Source organism: Paracoccus sp. (in: a-proteobacteria) (assembly GCF_030538755.1).
Lineage (GTDB): Bacteria > Pseudomonadota > Alphaproteobacteria > Rhodobacterales > Rhodobacteraceae > Paracoccus.
The window spans coordinates 66,248-84,367 of the sequence record NZ_JAUNTJ010000005.1 but is presented as its reverse complement, the minus strand read 5'-3'; the positions used below and the strand labels follow the sequence as shown (position 1 = coordinate 84,367).

19 protein-coding genes are annotated in these 18,120 nt (G+C 66.0%); 15 read left to right on the top strand and 4 right to left on the bottom strand.

Going from position 1 to position 18,120, the window contains the following annotated elements; translation table 11 throughout:
* Positions 1-18 precede the first annotated feature (18 nt).
* Positions 19-933, bottom strand: a complete 915-nt coding sequence (locus Q4G14_RS04710) for a LysR family transcriptional regulator (protein ID WP_303360578.1) — start codon at positions 931-933, stop codon at positions 19-21.
* A 94-nt stretch (positions 934-1,027) separates the two neighbouring features.
* On the opposite strand from Q4G14_RS04710, the gene Q4G14_RS04705 reads away from it, so the two are divergent.
* On the top strand, positions 1,028-2,101 hold the full coding sequence (locus Q4G14_RS04705; RefSeq protein WP_303360577.1) for a tartrate dehydrogenase: 1,074 nt from the start codon (positions 1,028-1,030) through the stop codon (positions 2,099-2,101).
* A 6-nt stretch (positions 2,102-2,107) separates the two neighbouring features.
* A complete protein-coding gene (locus Q4G14_RS04700) occupies positions 2,108-3,361 on the top strand; it encodes a glycerate kinase (protein WP_303360576.1) in 1,254 nt (417 codons plus the stop codon).
* Here the strand turns inward: Q4G14_RS04700 and Q4G14_RS04695 are convergent.
* Both Q4G14_RS04695 and Q4G14_RS04690 read right to left on the bottom strand, forming a co-directional pair.
* Complete coding sequence (locus Q4G14_RS04695; RefSeq protein ID WP_303360575.1) at positions 3,321-4,004, bottom strand: GntR family transcriptional regulator; 684 nt, start codon at positions 4,002-4,004, stop codon at positions 3,321-3,323. The genes Q4G14_RS04700 and Q4G14_RS04695 overlap by 41 nt on opposite strands.
* Positions 4,001-4,663 (bottom strand): GntR family transcriptional regulator, encoded by a 663-nt coding sequence (locus Q4G14_RS04690; protein WP_303360574.1) that lies wholly within the window; start codon positions 4,661-4,663, stop codon positions 4,001-4,003. Before Q4G14_RS04690 ends, Q4G14_RS04695 begins: the two co-directional genes overlap by 4 nt.
* Before the next feature lie 150 nt (positions 4,664-4,813).
* Between Q4G14_RS04690 and Q4G14_RS04685 the strand changes: the two genes are divergently transcribed.
* From Q4G14_RS04685 to Q4G14_RS04650, 8 genes are all read left to right on the top strand, one after another.
* The gene (locus Q4G14_RS04685) at positions 4,814-5,767 is read left to right on the top strand and encodes a tripartite tricarboxylate transporter substrate binding protein (RefSeq protein ID WP_303360573.1); all 954 of its coding nucleotides are present in this window, start codon (positions 4,814-4,816) and stop codon (positions 5,765-5,767) included.
* Positions 5,768-5,826: 59 nt separating this feature from the next.
* The gene (locus Q4G14_RS04680) at positions 5,827-6,399 is read left to right on the top strand and encodes a tripartite tricarboxylate transporter TctB family protein (protein WP_303360572.1); all 573 of its coding nucleotides are present in this window, start codon (positions 5,827-5,829) and stop codon (positions 6,397-6,399) included.
* 11 nt (positions 6,400-6,410) lie between these two features.
* Entirely contained in the window at positions 6,411-7,934 is a 1,524-nt protein-coding gene (locus Q4G14_RS04675) for a tripartite tricarboxylate transporter permease (protein WP_303360571.1), read from the top strand.
* Positions 7,935-7,957: 23 nt separating this feature from the next.
* Positions 7,958-9,694, top strand: coding sequence for an L-arabinonate dehydratase (gene araD, locus Q4G14_RS04670; protein WP_303360570.1), 1,737 nt, complete (start codon positions 7,958-7,960; stop codon positions 9,692-9,694).
* Positions 9,695-9,705: 11 nt separating this feature from the next.
* The gene (locus tag Q4G14_RS04665) at positions 9,706-10,605 is read left to right on the top strand and encodes a dihydrodipicolinate synthase family protein (RefSeq protein ID WP_303360569.1); all 900 of its coding nucleotides are present in this window, start codon (positions 9,706-9,708) and stop codon (positions 10,603-10,605) included.
* A 3-nt stretch (positions 10,606-10,608) separates the two neighbouring features.
* The gene (locus tag Q4G14_RS04660; protein WP_303360568.1) at positions 10,609-11,334 is read left to right on the top strand and encodes a ribonuclease activity regulator RraA; all 726 of its coding nucleotides are present in this window, start codon (positions 10,609-10,611) and stop codon (positions 11,332-11,334) included.
* A 1-nt stretch (position 11,335) separates the two neighbouring features.
* Entirely contained in the window at positions 11,336-12,853 is a 1,518-nt protein-coding gene (locus tag Q4G14_RS04655; protein WP_303360567.1) for an aldehyde dehydrogenase (NADP(+)), read from the top strand.
* Positions 12,854-13,018: 165 nt separating this feature from the next.
* Complete coding sequence (locus tag Q4G14_RS04650) at positions 13,019-13,183, top strand: hypothetical protein (protein WP_303360566.1); 165 nt, start codon at positions 13,019-13,021, stop codon at positions 13,181-13,183.
* Between the two features lie 280 nt (positions 13,184-13,463).
* On the opposite strand, the gene Q4G14_RS04645 is transcribed toward Q4G14_RS04650, so the two are convergent.
* A complete protein-coding gene (locus tag Q4G14_RS04645) occupies positions 13,464-14,231 on the bottom strand; it encodes an HpcH/HpaI aldolase/citrate lyase family protein (RefSeq protein WP_303360565.1) in 768 nt (255 codons plus the stop codon).
* A gap of 222 nt (positions 14,232-14,453) precedes the next feature.
* Here Q4G14_RS04645 and Q4G14_RS04640 point away from each other — a divergent pair, with 222 nt between their 5' ends.
* The 5 genes from Q4G14_RS04640 to ureC are packed head-to-tail and all read left to right on the top strand — an operon-like array spanning position 14,454 to position 18,118.
* Entirely contained in the window at positions 14,454-15,227 is a 774-nt protein-coding gene (locus tag Q4G14_RS04640; RefSeq protein ID WP_368661313.1) for an urease accessory protein UreD, read from the top strand.
* 10 nt (positions 15,228-15,237) lie between these two features.
* Positions 15,238-15,540, top strand: coding sequence for an urease subunit gamma (locus tag Q4G14_RS04635; protein ID WP_303360563.1), 303 nt, complete (start codon positions 15,238-15,240; stop codon positions 15,538-15,540).
* 9 nt (positions 15,541-15,549) lie between these two features.
* Positions 15,550-16,107 (top strand): HupE/UreJ family protein, encoded by a 558-nt coding sequence (locus Q4G14_RS04630; protein ID WP_303360562.1) that lies wholly within the window; start codon positions 15,550-15,552, stop codon positions 16,105-16,107.
* 3 nt (positions 16,108-16,110) lie between these two features.
* Positions 16,111-16,425, top strand: a complete 315-nt coding sequence (locus Q4G14_RS04625; RefSeq protein WP_303360561.1) for an urease subunit beta — start codon at positions 16,111-16,113, stop codon at positions 16,423-16,425.
* Positions 16,415-18,118, top strand: a complete 1,704-nt coding sequence (gene ureC, locus Q4G14_RS04620) for an urease subunit alpha (RefSeq protein WP_303360660.1) — start codon at positions 16,415-16,417, stop codon at positions 18,116-18,118. Before Q4G14_RS04625 ends, ureC begins: the two co-directional genes overlap by 11 nt.
* Positions 18,119-18,120: the final 2 nt, after the last annotated feature.

Here is an 18,120-nt window from a genome sequence, read left to right as displayed (position 1 = left end):
TATAAATATTTGCCGCAATCAGGCGCTGGATTCGATCCGGGCCAGATTGGCGTTCAGAGCCGCCAGCACGGTATCGCGGCGCGGGTCGCGGGTGCCTTGCGCCCATGCGGCGGCAAGGATCAGCTTTTGCCGGGTGCTGCCCTCGGGCAGGGACAGCGGCACGAACACCACCCCCGGCACGGCGATGCGCGATACCCAACGCGGCACGATGGCCAGCCCCGCGCCGGTGGCGACAAGGCTGACGATGGTGTGTTTTTCCTCGGCCACCTGCGCGATCCGCGCGGTCAGCCCGGCATCGGTGAACAGCCGGATGGTCAGATCATGCGAATGCGGGCGCGAGCGGCGGTCGGGCACGATCAGCGGCGCATCGGCCAGATCGTCGATGGTCAGACCGGCGCGGTCTGCCAGCGGATGCCCTTGGGGCAGCGCGACAACGGCGGTTTCAAAGAACAGCGTCTGGAACCGGATCCTGGGGTCGCGGATGTCGGGCGGGCGGCAAAAGGCAAGGTCGATCCCGCCGCTGAGGATCTTGGGCAGCAGGTGGATGGTTTTCTGCTCGATCAGCTGCACCTCGATTTCGGGGTGGTGCTGGCGCAGCAGTTGCAGCAGTTGCGGCATCAGCCCGTTGGCGGCGCTGTCGATGGCCCCGATGCGCAGCGCCGGGCTTTCGCTCTGCCGCACGTCGCGGATGCGCTGATCCAGCAGATCGGCCTGCGCCAGCAATGCGCGGGCATCGGGCAGGATCGCCGCCCCCGCCGCCGTCAGCGCCACGCTGCGCGTGGTGCGCAGGAACAGGCGCGCGCCAAAGCGATCCTCTAACAGTTTGATCTGACGCCCAAGCGAGGCAGGCAGCATATCCAGCGCCTGCGCCGCGCGCCCGAAATGCAGCGTGTCGGCGACGGCCAGAAAGCATCTGATCTGCTGGATGTCCATATCGGTTTATTATTGCGCATCTGTATATAATTCAATGCGGATTGAGCGCGCCAGCCCCAAGCCGCTAGCCTGAGCGAAATCAGGAGGATCAGTCATGAAAACCTACAAGATCGCCGCTATTCCCGCCGATGGTATCGGCCCCGAGGTCATCGCCGCCGGTTTGCAGGCGTTGGAGGCGCTGGCCCGTCGTGACGGCGGGTTCGAACTGGACGTGACGCATTTCGACTGGGGGTCGGACCGCTACAAGAAAACCGGCGCGCTGATGCCGGATGACGGGCGCGATCAGTTGCAGCCTTTTGACGCGATCTTTTTCGGCGCGGTCGGCGCGCCGGATGTGCCCGATCACATCACGCTGTGGGGGCTGCGCCTGCCGATCTGTCAGGGCTTTGACCAATATGCCAATGTCCGCCCGACGAAAATCCTGCCGGGCATCCAGTCACCCTTGGCCGATGTCGGGCCGGGCGATCTGGATTGGGTGATCGTGCGCGAAAACTCCGAGGGCGAATATGCCGGCAATGGCGGGCGCACGCATAAGGGGATGCCCGAAGAAGTCGGCACCGAGGTGGCAATCTTTACCCGCGTGGGTGTGACGCGGATCATGCGCTATGCCTTTAAGCTGGCGCAATCGCGCCCGCGCAAGCTGCTGACGGTGGTGACGAAATCCAACGCGCAGCGGTTCGGCATGGTGATGTGGGACGAAATCGCAGCCGAGGTTGCGCAGGAATTTCCCGATGTGACATGGGACAAGATGCTGGTCGATGCGATGACCGTGCGCATGGTCAAACAGCCGCAAAGCCTTGATACCATTGTCGCCACCAACCTGCATGCCGATATCCTGTCCGATCTGGCCGGTGCGCTGGCGGGCAGCCTTGGCGTGGCCCCGACCGGCAATATCGACCCGGAACGCCGCCATCCGTCGATGTTTGAACCGATCCACGGTTCCGCCTTTGACATCACCGGCAAGGGTATCGCTAACCCCGTCGCGACCTTCTGGACCGCAGCTATGATGCTGGATCATCTGGGCGAGGCCGCCGCCGCCGAACGGTTGATGCGCGCGGTGGACAAGGTATGCGCCGATGGTATCCTGACCCCGGATGTGGGCGGCCGCGCCACCACGCAGCAGGTCACGGATGCGGTCTGCGATGCCATCCGCGGTGAAAACATCTGAGAGGCCATGATGCGCAACTCCGGGGACTTGCTGCTGCATCTGTTCCGCGCCGCCGTGGACAGCGCCGATCCGGCCAGAGTGCTGGCGGCGCATCTGCCGCCGCGCCCTCGGGGGCGTGTCGTGGTGGTGGGGGCGGGAAAATCGGCTGCCGCCATGGCCCGCGCGGTCGAGGCGGTCTGGCCCGATGTGACCGGCGTTGTCGTGACCCGCTATGGCCATGCCGTGCCGACCCGCCGGATTCAGGTGATCGAGGCGGCCCATCCCGTCCCCGACGACAACGGGGCAAAGGCGGCGGCACGGATACTGGATGCGGTGCGGGGGCTTGGCCCGGATGATCTGGTGCTGGCGCTGATCTCGGGCGGCGGCTCGGCCTTGATGAGCGCACCGGCGCCGGGGCTGACGCTGGCGGACAAGATGCAGGTCAACCGGCTGCTGCTGGCCTCGGGCGCGCCGATTTCGGTGATGAACCGGGTCAGGCGGCGGCTGTCGGCGGTCAAGGGCGGGCGGCTGGCGCGGGCCGCTGCACCCGCGCAGGTGGTGACGCTGGCGATTTCCGATGTGCCGGGGGATGATCCGCTGGCGATTGCCTCTGGTCCCACGGTTTACGATGCGGATGACGCCGATCTGTCCGATGTGGCGGCGATGCTTGGCCCAGACCTGCCCGATGCCGCCCGGCAATTGCTGCTGACCCCGCCCAAGGCGCAGCCGCTGTTCAAGGCCGATTACCGCCTGATCGCCACGCCGCTGATGGCGTTGCAGGCGGCGGCGGATGCGGCGCGGGCGGCTGGCGTCACGCCCCTGATCCTTGGCGATGCCATCGAGGGCGAGGCCAGTGCCGCCGGTCAGGTCATGGCCGGGATCGCCCTGTCGGCAGCGGCGCATGGGGTGCCGGTGGCAGGCCCGGCGGTGCTGCTGTCGGGGGGTGAAACCACCGTGACCATTGGCGCGGTCAAGCCCGGCAAGGGCGGCCGCAATACCGAATTTCTGCTGGCCATGGCCTTGGCGCTGGATGGCCGCCCCGGTATTCACGCGCTGGCCGGTGACACCGACGGCATCGACGGGACCGAGGATGCGGCGGGCGCGATCATCACCCCCGACACGCTGGCCCGTGCCCGCCTTGCCGGGCTGGACCCGCGCGCGGTTCTGGCCGCGCATGACAGCTATTCCCTGTTCGACGGGATCGGTGATCTGGTGAAAACCGGGCCGACGCTGACCAATGTCAATGACTTCCGTGCGGTGCTGATTTCGGCGCCTGACTGAAATATTCCGGCATTCTGCTGCGCAGTTCGGGGGCGATGGCAATCGACTGCGACAGATGCCGGGCCATGGCCGCAACCGCGCCTGCCACATCCTGCGCCTTGATCCGGTCCACGATCTGCCGGTGATCCGACAGGATCTGCATGGTCTTGTCACCCACCGGCAGATGCAGGGCGCGGATGCGGTCGATGTGCATGCTTTCGCGGCGGATCACGGCATGAACCGCCATCATGTTGGCCGCCTTGAACAGTTCCTCGTGAAAGCGGCTGTCCAGTGCCGCGAAGATCGCCAGATCAGCGGCTGCGTGCTGTTCTTGCAGGCTGATGATGCCGTCAAGGCAGGCGATCAGCCCCGAGGGGGCCGAAACGGCCAGTTCAGCCACGATGGCCCGTTCCGTTGCGCTGCGCAGAAAATGCGCCTGCCGGGCCTGTTCAAGGTCGATCAGGCTGACCATCGTGCCCGATTGCGGTTGCACGACCACCAGACCATCGGATTGCAACTGGATCAGCGCATCGCGCAGCGGGGTCGAGCTGACACCATATTCGCGCAGCAACTCGGGCCGGGACAAGGGCCTGCCCGGCGGCAGTTCCAGCGACAGGATGCGGCGGCGCAGATCGGCCTCCATCTCGTTCTGGTAAAGGGTCATCGGGCTGCCTCATCGGTCAGATAGTCCAGCGCGATCAGGCCGCTGTCGATATGTTCCCGTGCAAGGGCCACGGCACGGTCGGGCAGGCGATCGCCAATGGCTTGCAGGATCGCCTCATGCTGGGCGATAGGCCGCGCCAGACCGCCACGCAGCATCCCGCTTTGAAAGCGGCTGCGGTCCAGATGGGCCTTTTTCGCGTGGATGACCTCCCATATCTCGGGCAGGCAGGCCGCCTCGAACAGTGCCTGATGGAAGGCGTCATCGGCCAGAATGAAGGCAGCGTGGTCGTTGCGGGTCTCGGCCAGCTTTTGTTCCAGAACCGCTGCGCGCGCCGCAGTGAGGTCAGGCATCGCATCCGAGGCCAGTCGGCGGATCACCGGCAGTTCCAGGTTTTCGCGCAGGAAATGGCCCAGCCGGACCGCGCGCGGCGATATATGCGATACAAAGGTGCCGTGCTGGGGCGCGACTTCGACAAGACCATGTTCGGCCAGCCGCAGAATCGCTTCGCGCAATGGGGTGCGGCTGACACCGAATTGCGCGCACAGGTCGCGTTCGTTCAGGGGGGCGCCGGGCGGCAATACGGCAGTAACGATCATCTGACGCAGGGCATCATGCAGAACGGCGCTGCGCAGCGGTCGTCTTTTGGGTCCGGTTTTCATTGCCTTGCCAGTATTTGCACGATCCTTTGCCTGTCATCTGCCACGATGGCGGACCGGACAACAAGGATAAACCTCTTGCCTTTGATGCGCAAATATATTAGCGCACCAGATGGAGGGTGGCCACATGGCCGCAAACAGGAGGAGGATTTCATGAAACACCCGCTGCTAGCCGCGCTGATGGGCGCTTTGACGCTGATCCCGGCCCATGCGCTGGCCGAGACCGCTTGGCCCGAGCGCACGATCAACGTGATTATCGGGGCCAGCCCCGGCGGTGACACCGATTTCAACGCCCGCACCATGGCCAAGTATTTCGAACAGATCACCGGCCGCACGATGGTCATCACCAATATGCCGGGCGGCGGGGCGACCATCGCCACCTCGGCGGTCAAGGATGCCGAGCCGGATGGCTATACCATGCTGTTCGGCCATACCGGTCATCTGATCGTGACCGAAGTATCCGGTCTGGCCAATTACGGTATCGCGGATTTCGATATCTGCTGCATTCCGGCCATAGATCAGGGCGCGGTATTCGTGACCAGCCAGCGGTCGGGGCTGGAAACCGTGGCCGATGTTCAGGCAGCGGAACCCGGCAGCATCACCTTTGGCACGGAACTGGGCGGTTATTCGCATCTGCAAGGGCTGGTGTTTCAGGCCGCGACGGGCACTGAACTGAACATCGTCGATACCGGATCGGCTTCGGAAAAAGTCGCCAGCCTGCTGGGCGGGCGGATCGACATTGCGGGGATCTCTTACGGGGCGATTCAGGATTATGCGACCTCGGGGCAGATGCATGTGCTGGGCCAGCCCAATGCCGAGCGGAACCCGTTTCTGGGCGACATCCCGACCTTTGCCGAACAGGGCGTCGATATGGTGATGCCCAATCCCTATATCATTGCCTTTCCCAAAGGCACCGATCCGGCAATCGTTGCCAGGATGAACGAGGTGATGCAGCAAATCGCCGAAACTCCCGAATATGCCGCCGATCTGGAGCAGGGTTTCAAACAGCCCGTTTCCTTCCTGCCGCATGACGAGGCGCTGACCCGTCTGAACCAGATCCGCGACACCTACATGCCCTATCGCGACGCCTTGCAGGCAAGCCGCTGATCGCGAAACGGCGGCGTATCCGCGCCGCCGTTCCAACCGGCACAAGGGGGAGGGGAGCCATGCGCCACAAGGATATGATTGTCGCGCTCGCCATGCTGGGGGCGGGGGTTGTGTATATGGGCATGTCGATGGGCGTGCCGAACCGGGACGGGGTTGACGCCTCGACCGTGCCGACGCTGCTGGCCATGATGATGATCGGGCTGGGGCTGATCGAACTGTTCGCCGTGCTGCGCAAGTGGTGGGCACCGCTGCAAAACACCACCACCGTGATGGGCGACCCGGCCGAGGCTGTCGCAGCGGGGCACGGCCCGATTGGCGATGCGGTGGTTGCGGCCGAACACCGGGCCGAGACGGAAACCGCATCGCGTCCCGGTTCGGACATGATGACGGTCGGGCTGACGCTGGTGCTGATTGCGGCTTATGTCGCGGCATTGGGGCGGATCGGATTTCCGCTGGCGACGCCGCTTTATCTGTTTGCGCAGTTCATCGTGCTGACCCCGCGCGGCATTCGCACGCCCTATGCCGTTTATGCCGTCATTGCGCTGGCGGCATCTGCGGTGATTTTCGCCACCTTTCGCTATGGCTTCGGGCTGATGCTGCCGGCTGGTCCGCTGACCGCGCTGCTGCCGTAAGGGGGGGGACAATGCTTGATCTTCTTGCAACCGGATTTCTGAACGTCCTGTCGCCGCAGGTGTTCATGCTGATCGTGATCGGCGTCGGCGTTGGCATCGTGTTTGGCGCGGTGCCCGGCCTGACCGCCGTCATGGCCATCGCGCTGTGCCTGCCGATGACCTATGGCCTGTCGCCCGGCGCGGGCATGGCGCTGTTGATCGCGCTGTTCGTGGGGGCGACCTCGGGCGGGTTGATTTCGGCAATCCTGCTGAAAATCCCCGGCACACCGTCTTCTATCGCCACCACCTTCGACGGCGCCCCGATGATGGAAAAGGGCGAGGGTGCCAAGGCTTTGGGCGTGGGCATCGTGTTTTCCTTTATCGGCACGCTGATTTCCATTGCCGCGCTGATGTTCATTGCGCCGTGGCTGGCGCAGGTGGCGCTGTCTTTTGGCCCGCATGAATATTTTGCCATCGCAGTGTTTTCGCTGACGCTGATCGCCACGCTGTCGTCGGGTTCCATGGCCAAGGGCGTGTTCGCCGGGGTGCTGGGCTTTGCCGTGTCCACGGTCGGCATCGCGCCGGTGGATGCGACCACGCGCTTTACCTTTGGCCGGGTCGAGCTGAACGCGGGCTTTTCCATCCTGACCGTGCTGGTCGGCATGTTCGCCGTGGCCGAGATCATCAAGGTTGCCGAAGGCGCCAGGACCGCCGATCCCAATGACGGCCGGGCGCGGATGGTGCGCATCAAGGGCTTTGGCTTTTCGCTGGCCGAATTCATCGGGCAGATCCCCAATGCCATCCGGTCTGCGCTGATCGGTCTGGGCATCGGCATTTTGCCGGGGGTCGGGGCGGGAACCTCGAACATCATTTCCTATATCGCGGCCAAAAAGCGGTCCAAAACGCCCGAACAATTCGGCAAAGGCACCATCGAAGGCGTGGTCGCGTCGGAATCCGCCAATAATGCCGGGATCGGCGGCGCCATGGTGCCGCTGCTGACGCTGGGCATTCCGGGCGATGCGGTGACGGCGATCCTGCTGGGCGGGCTGATGATCCACGGTATCCAGCCCGGCCCGATGCTGTTTCTGACGCAAGGCCCGCTGGTCTATACGATCTTTGCGGCGCTGATCGTGTCCGCTGTCGTGATGCTGGTGCTGGAGTTCTGGGGGCTGCGGATTTTCATTCGCCTGCTGGCGATCCCGAAACATATCCTGCTGCCGATCATTCTGGTGCTGTGCGCCGTCGGGGCCTTTGGTCTGGCCAGCCGGGTCTTTGACATCTGGACGATCCTTGCCTTTGGCGTGCTGGGCTTTGCCTTCGTCAAGGCGGGAATGCCGACCGCGCCCTTTATCATCGGCTTTATCCTTGGGCCGATGGCGGAAACCAGTTTCCGCCGCGGGCTGCAACTGTCGCGCGGGGATTGGACCGGATTCCTGACCAACCCGATTTCCGGCACCTTCCTGACCTTGGCCGCGCTGTCGATCATCTGGCAGCTGTGGGTCGAGTTCCGGCCCCGCCAGGCCAACAATCTGATGAAAGCCGGGGGCGAGGAATGACTGCCGCCGCAAAGGAAAAGACCATGACACACAGAAAAACCCCGCAGGATCTGCGGTCCGCCCGCTGGTTCGCGCCCGACGATCTGCGCAGCTTTGGCCATCGGTCGCGGATGATGCAGCTTGGCTATTCCGAGGCCGATTTCATGGGCAAGCCGATCATCGGCATCCTGAACACATGGTCCGAACTGAACAGTTGTCACGCCCATTTCCGCGAACGCGCGGCGGATGTGAAGCGCGGCGTTCTGGCGGCGGGCGGCTTTCCGGTGGAACTGCCTTCGCTGTCGGTGGACGAAAGTTTCACCAAGCCGACCTCGATGCTGTATCGCAACCTGCTGGCGATCGAGACCGAGGAACAGATCCGTTCGCACCCGCTGGATGGTGTGGTGCTGATGGGCGGTTGCGACAAGACCACGCCGGGGCTGGTCATGGGGGCGCTGACGGCGGGCGTGCCGATGATCTATCTGCCCGCCGGGCCGATGCTGCGCGGGAATTATGCGGGCCGCGCGCTGGGGTCCGGGTCGGATGCGTGGAAATACTGGGACGAGCGGCGGGCCGGCAATATCTCGGACGCCGAATGGCAGGGGCTTCAGGGCGGTATCGCGCGTTCGCCCGGCGTCTGCATGACCATGGGCACCGCCAGCACCATGACCGCGATCACCGATGCGATGGGGCTGACCCTGCCGGGCGCATCCTCGGTGCCGGCGGTGGACAGCGGGCATCAGCGCATGGCCTCTGACTGCGGGCGGCGGATCGTCGATATGGTGTGGGAGGATTTGACCCCGGATCAGATCGTCACCCCGGCATCGGTGCGTAACGCGGCCATCGTGGCGATGGCGACGGGCTGTTCCACCAATGCCGTCGTTCACCTGATCGCCATGGCCCGACGCGCGGGCGTCGATCTGACGCTGGACGATCTGGACGCGCTTGGCCGCGAAACGCCGCTGATCGCGAATGTCCGCCCCTCGGGTAAAGACTATCTGATGGAGGATTTCTTCTATGCAGGCGGTCTGCGCGCCCTGATGGCGCAGATCAGGGACCGGCTGGATCTGTCCGCGCTGACTGTCACCGGCAAGACCATGGGCGAAAACCTGACAGGCGCGCAGGTCTATAATGATGATGTGATCCGCCCGTTAAGCAATCCGGTCTATCACGAAGGCTCGCTGGCGGTGCTGCGCGGCAATCTTTGCCCCGATGGTGCGGTTATCAAACCTGCCGCCTGCGATCCGAAATATCACGTCCACCAAGGCCCGGCGCTGGTGTTCGACAGCTATCCCGAAATGAAGGCCGCCATCGACGATGAAAATCTGGATGTGACGCCCGACACGGTGCTGGTGCTGCGCAATGCGGGGCCGCAGGGTGGGCCGGGCTTTCCCGAATGGGGGATGCTGCCGATCCCCAAGGCGCTGATTAAACAGGGCCATCGCGATATGCTGCGGATTTCCGATGCGCGTATGTCGGGCACCTCTTACGGGGCCTGCGTGCTGCATGTCGCGCCGGAAAGCTATGTCGGCGGGCCGCTGGCGCTGTTGCGCACCGGCGACATCGTGCGGCTGGATCTGCCCGCGCGGCGGCTGGACATGCTGGTGGACGAGGACGAGCTGAAGCGCCGTCAGGCCGCATGGACCCCGCCACAGCCGAAATTCGACCGTGGCTATGGCTGGATGTTCTCGCGCCATGTGACGCAGGCCGACAAGGGCTGTGATTTCGATTTTCTGGAACGCGGTTTTGGCAAGGCCGCAGGCGAGCCGGAGATTTTCTGATGGGGGATAAAATGACACTCGATCAAGCCCTGACGGGCATTTCGGGCATCCTTGTGACGCCTTATGACGATGCGGGCGAGGTCGCGCCCGTGCGGCTGGCCCCGATCATTGACCGCGCCCTGACGGCGGGGCTGCATATGCCGGTGGTGAACGGCAACACGGGTGAATTCTATGCCCTGACCACGGACGAGGCCTGCACCATGGTGGCCGAGGTCGCCGGGCTGATCGCGGGCCGTGCGCCGCTGTTGGCCGGCGTCGGGCGCGGCTTGCGCGATGCGCAGCGGCTGGCGCGGGCATCCGCCGATGCCGGGGCGGCGGCGCTGATGGTGCATCAGCCGCCAGACCCTTTCGTCGCGCCGCGCGGGATCGTCGATTACCTGAAGGCGGTGGCGGATGCCTCGGGGGGGGTGCCGATGATGCTGTATCTGCGCAATGACGCCATCGGCACCGGGGCCATTGCCGATCTGTGCGCCGTGCCGGGGGTCAAGGGGGTGAAATGGGCCACCCCCAACCCGATGCGTCTGGCCGAGGCCAGGGCCGCCTGCGATCCGTCTATCGTCTGGGTCGGTGGTCTGGCCGAGGTCTGGGCACCGACATTCTATGCCGTGGGCGCGCGGGGGTTCACCTCGGGGCTGATTAACGTCTGGCCTGAACGCTCGCTGGCGATTCATGCCGCGCTGGAAGCGGGCAACTATGCCGACGCAAATGCCCTGATCGCCGATATGCGCGCGTTCGAGGACATCCGCGCCGAGGAAATGAACGGCACGAATGTCACCGGGGTCAAGGCGGCCCTGATCGCGCAGGGGCTGGATTGCGGCCCCACCCGCGCGCCTTCTGCCTGGCCGCTGACCGATGCGCAGCAAGCCAGGCTGACAACCTTCATGGCCGCGAACGGCCTTACCCGAGGATAAGCGATGAGTGATTACACCCTTTCCGATGAAACCCGCGACCGGCTGAAAAAGGTCTCGACCGCCTCGGTTGCCACGGCGCTGTATAAGCGCGGCCTGCGCAACCAGTTCATTCAGGGCGTGGTGCCCGTCGCCCGCAAGCCCGAAAACATGGTCGGGCAGGCCTTCACCCTGCGCTATATCCCCGCGCGCGAGGATCGGAACCCGATCACCGTATTCCGCAATGCCGACCATCCGCAGCGGGTCGCGGTGGAAACCTGCCCGCCCGGTCATGTTCTGGTGATGGACGCCCGCAAGGATGCCCGCGCCGCCACTGCCGGTTCGATCCTGATAACCCGGCTGGCGCTGCGTGGTGCGGCGGGTGTCGTGTCTGACGGCGGCTTTCGCGATGCCGAGGGGATCGGCGCGCTGGACATGCCCGCCTATTGCGCCCGCCCCTCTGCCCCCACCAACCTGACCCTGCACGAGGCGCTGGACATCAACATCCCCGTCGCCTGCGGCGATGTTGCGGTGTTCCCCGGCGATGTGCTGGTCGGTGACGGTGATGGCGTGATGGTCATCCCCGCCGATCTGGCCGACGAGATCGCCGAGGAATGCACCGGCATGGAAAGCTATGAGGATTTCGTGCTGGAACAGGTTCAGGCCGGTGCCGGGATCATCGGGCTGTATCCCTCGACCAAGGACGAAAACCAACAGAAATACGCCGAATGGCGGCAGAAAACGGGGCGCTGAGATGAGCTTTACACCGCATGGAAAACATCTGATCGCGGGCGAATGGGTTGGCGGCGACCAGAGCTTTGCATCCGAACCGGCCCACGGCCCGGCGCATGATTTCTCGGTCGGGACGGTGGAACTGGTGGATCGCGCGGCCCGTGCCGCCGAGGATGCCTTTTGGTCCTATGGCTATGCCCCGCGCGCGGCCCGTGCCGATTTCCTTGACGCCATCGCCGATGAAATCGAGGCCCGCGCCGAGGCGATCACCCAGATCGGCACGCAGGAAACCGGCCTGCCCCAAGCGCGGCTGAACGGCGAACGCGGGCGCACGACGGGCCAGTTGCGCCTGTTCGCCGACCATATCCGCAAGGGCGACTATCTGGACCTGCGCCACGACCCGGCGCTGCCCGACCGCCAGCCGCTGCCGCGCCCCGATCTGCGGATGATCCAGCGCCCGATCGGCCCGGTGGCGGTGTTCGGCGCCTCGAACTTTCCGCTGGCCTTTTCGGTGGCGGGCGGTGATACGGCGGCGGCGCTGGCGGCCGGTTGCCCGGTCGTGGTCAAGGGCCATTCCGCCCATCCCGGCACCGGCGAGATCGTGGCCGAGGCGATCCATGCCGCCATTGCCCGCTGCGATATGCCCGCGGGCGTGTTCAGCCTGATTCAGGGCGGACGCCGCGATGTCGGGCAGGCGCTGGTTCAGCATCCGCTGATAAAGGCGGTCGGTTTTACCGGGTCGCTGGCCGGGGGCCGGGCGCTGTTCGATCTGTGCGCCGCCCGCCCCGAGCCGATCCCGTTCTTTGGCGAGCTTGGCTCGGTCAACCCGATGTTCGTCCTGCCTGCCGCCACCGCCGCGCGCGGGGCCGACATCGGCACCGGCTGGGCCGCGTCGCTGACCATGGGCGCGGGGCAGTTCTGCACCAATCCCGGCATTGCGGTGGTCGGCACCGGCGCCGATGGCGATGCCTTTGTCGCCGCCGCCAAGGCCGCGCTGGCCAAGGTTGGCCCGCAGGTCATGCTGACCGACGGCATCGCGCAGGCGTATCGCGATGGCCAGCAGCGGTTCGAGACCCGCAACAGCGTCACCCCCTTGCTGTCCACCCAAAGCGAGGGGCGCGAGGCGAACCCGAACCTTTATGAGACCGACGCTGCCAGCTATTTGCAGGATCACGCCCTGGGCGAAGAGGTGTTCGGCCCGCTTGGCCTTGTGGTCCGGGTGGCGGATGCGTCCGAGATGCTGGCACTGGCGCGCGGGTTCGAGGGCCAGTTGACCGCTACCGTCCATATGGATGCAGGCGACACCGATCTGGCCCGCGCCCTGCTGCCCGTGCTGGAACGCAAGGCGGGCCGGGTGCTGTTCAACGGCTTCCCCACCGGGGTCGAGGTCGCCGATGCCATGGTCCACGGCGGCCCCTATCCCGCCAGCACCAATTTCGGCGCAACCTCGGTCGGCACCCTGTCGATCCGCCGTTTCCTGCGGCCGGTCAGCTATCAGAACATCCCCAAGGGCGTGATGCCCGACGACTTGCAGGGCTGATACGGGTGGCCGCCCAAGGGCGGCCACTTTCCCCAAAGCTATGAAGGTCTTGGGTGGCGGGGCAGGGACCTTGCGCACACAGGTTGCGAATGCGGCATCCATCGCACCCCTGAAACACCGAGGGGCGTATCTATACCCGGCCCTGTGCCACGCAGGCGGGTAAGCATGGCTTCAGCAAGGTTTTTCTGTGCGGACCTGCGGTTCGTTGATGACCGCCGCGCGTTCCGGTCGATCCGCGACGGCTGGCAGGCGATGCACGGACCGCCCGGTTCGCCGCTGTCTTGCCTTGGCACCGCCGTGTTCGGCAGCCACCAGCGACTTTTCCGGTGAGTTCAGGCTGGCAATGGGTGAGTGATGGGCGAAAACGCCTTTGGCTGCGGCAGCGCGTCTTTGAGTTTGGGCAGCGTGATGTCGGGATCTTCTGCTCAGGCAGTTTCTCGAAAAAGGTTCGGTGCGGGGCAAGCCTTCCATGGCCTCTGGTCCCGACCGTCATGGCGCTGACATAGTCCGGCCTTCCAGCCAGAAGGAAAGCACAATCCGCACCGCGACGGAACCTCAGGCGGTGCCGTGGGCAACCAAGATGCGTTATCCTGATCGAAGACCGTTCTGTTCAGCCCCGATAGCGCCGCGCCAGATCGCGCAGACCCTGCGCCAGCGTGGTTACGTCGATGCCGACGCCGACGAAATTCGCCCCCGCCTCGACGCATTCGGCGACAAAGCCGGGGTCGGTGGACAGCATCCCCGCCGAACGCCCTGCGGCGCGGATACGGCGCAGCGCATCCGTGACCGCCGCACGCACCTTTGGGTGGGATGATTGCCCGGCGTGGCCCATGTCGGCGGCCAGATCGGCGGGGCCGATGAATACGCCGTCAAGGCCGGGCACGGCCAGAATATCGTCCAGCGCCGCCAGCCCGGCCACCGATTCCACCTGCACGATCAGGCAGATCTGGTCATTCGCCGTGGCCACATAATCCGGCACCGCCCCCCAGCCCGAGGCCCGCGCCAGCCCCGCCCCCACGCCACGGATGCCCTGCGGCGCATAGCGGGTGGCGCGCAGGGCGCGTGCGGCCTGTTCGGCGCTGTCCACCATCGGGATCAGCAGCGACTGCACCCCGATGTCCAGTGCCTGCTTGATCCGGGCCGGGTCGTCGTCGGGCAGGCGCAGCACTGGCGCAGGCGCTTTACCGGCCAGCACCGCCACCTGTGCCGACAGGCTGCGCAGATCATTGGGCGCATGTTCGCCGTCGATCAGCAGCCAGTCGAAATCCGCCGTCGCCGCGATTTCCGCCGCATAGGGATCGGCAAGGCCCAGCCAGATGCCGTGCAGCACCTCGCCCCGCGCCAGACGTTGTTTCAGGATGTTAAGCGGTGCGGGCATGGGAAACCTCTGGTGACAGGGGCAGCTTAGGCCGTGGCGCAGAGGGTGCAAGAGGGGGCGCAGGGGGCCGGGCGTCTCATTTCTGCCTGTCAGACGGGCAATCTGCCTGTTTTGCAGCCTTTTGCCGGGCGGATGCGCATTTCCCGCAGTGATAAGGCGCGTGCCCGGCTTTTGGTCGGCACCGCCGCCGCTATTGCTGGGGGCATGTTGGACACCGCCCCGATGCAGCGCAGTTTTGGTCAGGCCCGTGTTGCCCTGTCGGGGGGGCGGCTGGCGGCGCTGCATCAGGCCGGCTCGGCCAAGGCGATGCTGCGGCTGCACGGCCAGCCCGAGGTGGTGTTTCTGAACACATCCGGCGGGCTGACCGATGGCGACCGGCTGGATCTGTCGCTGACACTGGCGCAGGGCACCGCAACCGCCACCACCCAAACGGCCGAGCGCGCCTATCGCGCCAGCGGCCCCCCGGCGCGCGTCACCGTCAGCCTGACGGCGGGGCCGGGCGCGCGGCTGAGCTGGCTGCCGCAGGAAACCATCCTGTTCAATGATGCGCGGCTGCACCGGCAGACTACGGTCGATCTGGCCCCGGATGCGGCCTTTCTGGGGCTGGAGACGATCATTCTGGGCCGCGCCGCCATGGGCGAAACCGTGCGCTGCCTTGATCTGACCGACCGGCGGGTGATCCGCCGCAATGGCCGCCCGCTGCTGGTCGATCCGCTGCGGCTGACCGATGCGGCGCTGGACCGCGCGACTGGTGCCCTGCTGGGCGGGGCGCGGGCGATGGCGGTGCTGATGCTGGTGCAGGACGGCGCCGCCGATGCGCTGGCCCCGGTGCGCGCCGTGCTGAGCGAACCCGGCGTCAGCGCCGCCGCCTCTGCCTGGGACGGGCGGCTGGTCGTGCGGGCGGTTGCCGCCGATGGCTGGCCGCTGCGGCGGCAGATGATCCGGCTGATTGAAACCCTGCGCCCCGGCGGCGTGCCGCGCGTCTGGCAGCTATGAAAGGCCCCCGATGAACCTGACACCTCGTGAAAAAGACAAGCTGCTGGTCAGCCTTGCCGCCATGGTCGCGCGCGGACGCCTGCAACGCGGCGTCAGGCTGAACCACCCCGAGGCGATCGCCCTGATTACCGATTTCGTGGTCGAGGGCGCGCGCGAGGGGCGCAGCGTCGCCGATCTGATGGCGGCGGGCGGGCAGGTGATTACCGCCGATCAATGTATGCCCGGCATCGCCGCCATGATCGAGACCGTGCAGGTCGAGGCCACCTTCCCCGACGGGACCAAGCTGGTCACGGTCCACCATCCCATCCGATAGGAGATTGCAATGAAACGGCTTTTCACATCCGCTGCCTTTTTGATGCTGCCGCAGGTGGCGCTGGCCCATCCCGGCCATGATGCGGGCACGCTGGCCGCGGGGATAGCGCACCCTCTGGGCGGGGCGGATCACGTTCTGGCCATGGTCGCGCTGGGTGTGCTGGCGGCGCAGCTTGGCGGGCGCGCGGTCTGGCAACTGCCCGCCACCTTTGTCGGCGCGATGCTGGCGGGCGGGGTTGCCGGGGCGGCGGGCCTGCCCTTTGCCGGGGTCGAGCCGGTGATCCTTGCTTCGGTCATCGTGCTGGGGGTGCTGGTGGCACTGGCGCTGCGCCTGCCGATGGCGGTGCTGCTGGCGGCAGTGGCGGTGTTCGGGGCCGCGCATGGCTGGGCGCATGGGGCCGAAGGCCCGGCCACCGGGCTGCTGGCCTATGCGGCGGGCTTTGCGCTGGCCACGGCGCTGCTGCATGGCGCGGGCATTGCGGCGGCGCGTCTGGCCCCGGCGCTGGTGCTGCGTCTGGCGGGGGCGGCGACCGGGCTGGCCGGGGCCGCGCTGGCAATGGCGGGCTAAGCAATGATCCCCGGAGAAATCATCCCCGCCCCCGGCACCATCACCCTGAACGCCGGGCAGACGGCCATCGCGCTGATGGTCGCCAATACCGGCGACCGCCCGGTGCAGGTCGGCAGCCATTACCACTTTGCCGAAACCAACGCCGGGCTGACATTCGACCGCGCCGCCGCGCGCGGGATGCGGCTGGACATCCCCGCAGGCACCGCGATCCGCTTTGAACCCGGTCAGCAGCGCGAGGTGCGGCTGATCCCCTTTGCGGGGGCGCGGGCGGTCTGGGGCTTTAACGGTCATGTCATGGGGGCGCTGGATGCCGGTTGAAATCACCCGTGCCGATTACGCGGCGCATTACGGCCCGACCACCGGCGACCGCGTGCGCCTTGGCGATACCGATCTGGTGATACAGGTCGAACGCGACCTGACCACCTATGGCCAAGAGGTCAAGTTCGGCGGCGGCAAGGTGATCCGCGACGGTATGGGCCAAAGCCAGATCACCCGCGCGGACGGGGCCGCCGATACGGTCATCACCAATGCGCTGATCCTTGACCATTCCGGCATCTACAAGGCCGATATTGCGCTGCGCGACGGGCGCATTCACGCCATCGGCAAGGCGGGCAACCCCGACACTCAGCCCGGTGTGACCATCATCATCGGGCCGGGCACCGAAATCATCGCGGGCGAAGGGCGGATCATCACGGCGGGGGCCATCGACTGCCATATCCACTTTATCTGCCCGCAGCAGGTGGACGAGGCATTAGCGGCGGGCACCACCACCATGATCGGCGGCGGCACCGGCCCGGCGCATGGCACGCTGGCCACCACCTGCACCCCCGGCCCCTGGCACCTGCGCCGCATGTTCGAGGCGGCCGACAGCCTGCCGATGAACATCGGCCTGTCGGGCAAGGGCAATGCCTCGCGCCCGGATGCGCTGGTCGAACAGATCCGCGCCGGGGCCATGGCGCTGAAACTGCACGAGGACTGGGGCACCACCCCCGCCGCCATCGACTGTTGCCTGACCGTTGCCGACCGCCACGACATTCAGGTGATGATCCACACCGACACGCTGAACGAATCCGGCTTTGTCGAAAACACGCTGGCGGCCATCGGCGGGCGCACGATCCACGCCTATCACACCGAAGGCGCGGGCGGCGGCCATGCCCCCGACATCATCCGCGTGGTGGGGTCGCAGAACGTGATCCCGTCCTCGACCAACCCGACGCGGCCCTATACCGTCAACACGATCGAGGAACATCTCGATATGCTGATGGTCTGCCACCACCTCGACCGCGCCATCCCCGAGGATGTGGCCTTTGCCGAATCCCGCATCCGGCGCGAAACCATCGCGGCCGAGGATATTCTGCACGATCTGGGTGCGTTCTCGATCATCTCGTCCGACAGTCAGGCCATGGGCCGGGTGGGCGAGGTCGTCACGCGGACATGGCAGACCGCGCACAAGATGAAGGTGCAGCGCGGGCGTCTGTCGGGCGAGACGGGCGAAAACGACAATCTGCGCGCCCGCCGCTATGTGGCGAAATACACCATCAATCCGGCGGTGGCGCACGGGATTTCCGCCCATGTGGGCAGCGTCGAGCCGGGCAAGCGCGCCGATCTGGTCATCTGGCACCCGGCGTTTTTCGGGGCCAAGCCGGATATGGTGCTGATCGGCGGGCAGATCGTGGCGGCGCAGATGGGGGATGCGAATGCCTCGATCCCGACGCCGCAGCCGATGGCGATGCGGCCCATGTTCGGCGCATTGGGGCGTGCCTGCCAGTCGGCGGCGGTGCATTTCGTGTCGCGCGCCGGGGCGGATGCGGGGTGCTGCGACGGGCTGGGCAAGGCCGCTCTTGCCGTCAGCGACACCCGTGGCATCGGCAAATCCGACATGCGGCTGAACGATGCCACACCCGCCATCGAGGTGGACCCGGAAACCTATCAGGTGCGCGCCGATGGCGAGCTGCTGACCTGCGAACCGGCGGGCGAACTGCCGCTGGCGCAACGCTATTTCCTGTATTGAGG

Coding starts and splice junctions, on each gene's coding strand:
- Q4G14_RS04710 (WP_303360578.1), bottom strand. CDS start 933: ATGGACATCCAGCAGATCAGATGCTTTCTGGCCGTCGCCGACACGCTG.
- Q4G14_RS04705 (WP_303360577.1), top strand. CDS start 1,028: ATGAAAACCTACAAGATCGCCGCTATTCCCGCCGATGGTATCGGCCCC.
- Q4G14_RS04700 (WP_303360576.1), top strand. CDS start 2,108: ATGATGCGCAACTCCGGGGACTTGCTGCTGCATCTGTTCCGCGCCGCC.
- Q4G14_RS04695 (WP_303360575.1), bottom strand. CDS start 4,004: ATGACCCTTTACCAGAACGAGATGGAGGCCGATCTGCGCCGCCGCATC.
- Q4G14_RS04690 (WP_303360574.1), bottom strand. CDS start 4,663: ATGAAAACCGGACCCAAAAGACGACCGCTGCGCAGCGCCGTTCTGCAT.
- Q4G14_RS04685 (WP_303360573.1), top strand. CDS start 4,814: ATGAAACACCCGCTGCTAGCCGCGCTGATGGGCGCTTTGACGCTGATC.
- Q4G14_RS04680 (WP_303360572.1), top strand. CDS start 5,827: ATGCGCCACAAGGATATGATTGTCGCGCTCGCCATGCTGGGGGCGGGG.
- Q4G14_RS04675 (WP_303360571.1), top strand. CDS start 6,411: ATGCTTGATCTTCTTGCAACCGGATTTCTGAACGTCCTGTCGCCGCAG.
- araD (WP_303360570.1), top strand. CDS start 7,958: ATGACACACAGAAAAACCCCGCAGGATCTGCGGTCCGCCCGCTGGTTC.
- Q4G14_RS04665 (WP_303360569.1), top strand. CDS start 9,706: ATGACACTCGATCAAGCCCTGACGGGCATTTCGGGCATCCTTGTGACG.
- Q4G14_RS04660 (WP_303360568.1), top strand. CDS start 10,609: ATGAGTGATTACACCCTTTCCGATGAAACCCGCGACCGGCTGAAAAAG.
- Q4G14_RS04655 (WP_303360567.1), top strand. CDS start 11,336: ATGAGCTTTACACCGCATGGAAAACATCTGATCGCGGGCGAATGGGTT.
- Q4G14_RS04650 (WP_303360566.1), top strand. CDS start 13,019: ATGGCTTCAGCAAGGTTTTTCTGTGCGGACCTGCGGTTCGTTGATGAC.
- Q4G14_RS04645 (WP_303360565.1), bottom strand. CDS start 14,231: ATGCCCGCACCGCTTAACATCCTGAAACAACGTCTGGCGCGGGGCGAG.
- Q4G14_RS04640 (WP_368661313.1), top strand. CDS start 14,454: ATGCAGCGCAGTTTTGGTCAGGCCCGTGTTGCCCTGTCGGGGGGGCGG.
- Q4G14_RS04635 (WP_303360563.1), top strand. CDS start 15,238: ATGAACCTGACACCTCGTGAAAAAGACAAGCTGCTGGTCAGCCTTGCC.
- Q4G14_RS04630 (WP_303360562.1), top strand. CDS start 15,550: ATGAAACGGCTTTTCACATCCGCTGCCTTTTTGATGCTGCCGCAGGTG.
- Q4G14_RS04625 (WP_303360561.1), top strand. CDS start 16,111: ATGATCCCCGGAGAAATCATCCCCGCCCCCGGCACCATCACCCTGAAC.
- ureC (WP_303360660.1), top strand. CDS start 16,415: ATGCCGGTTGAAATCACCCGTGCCGATTACGCGGCGCATTACGGCCCG.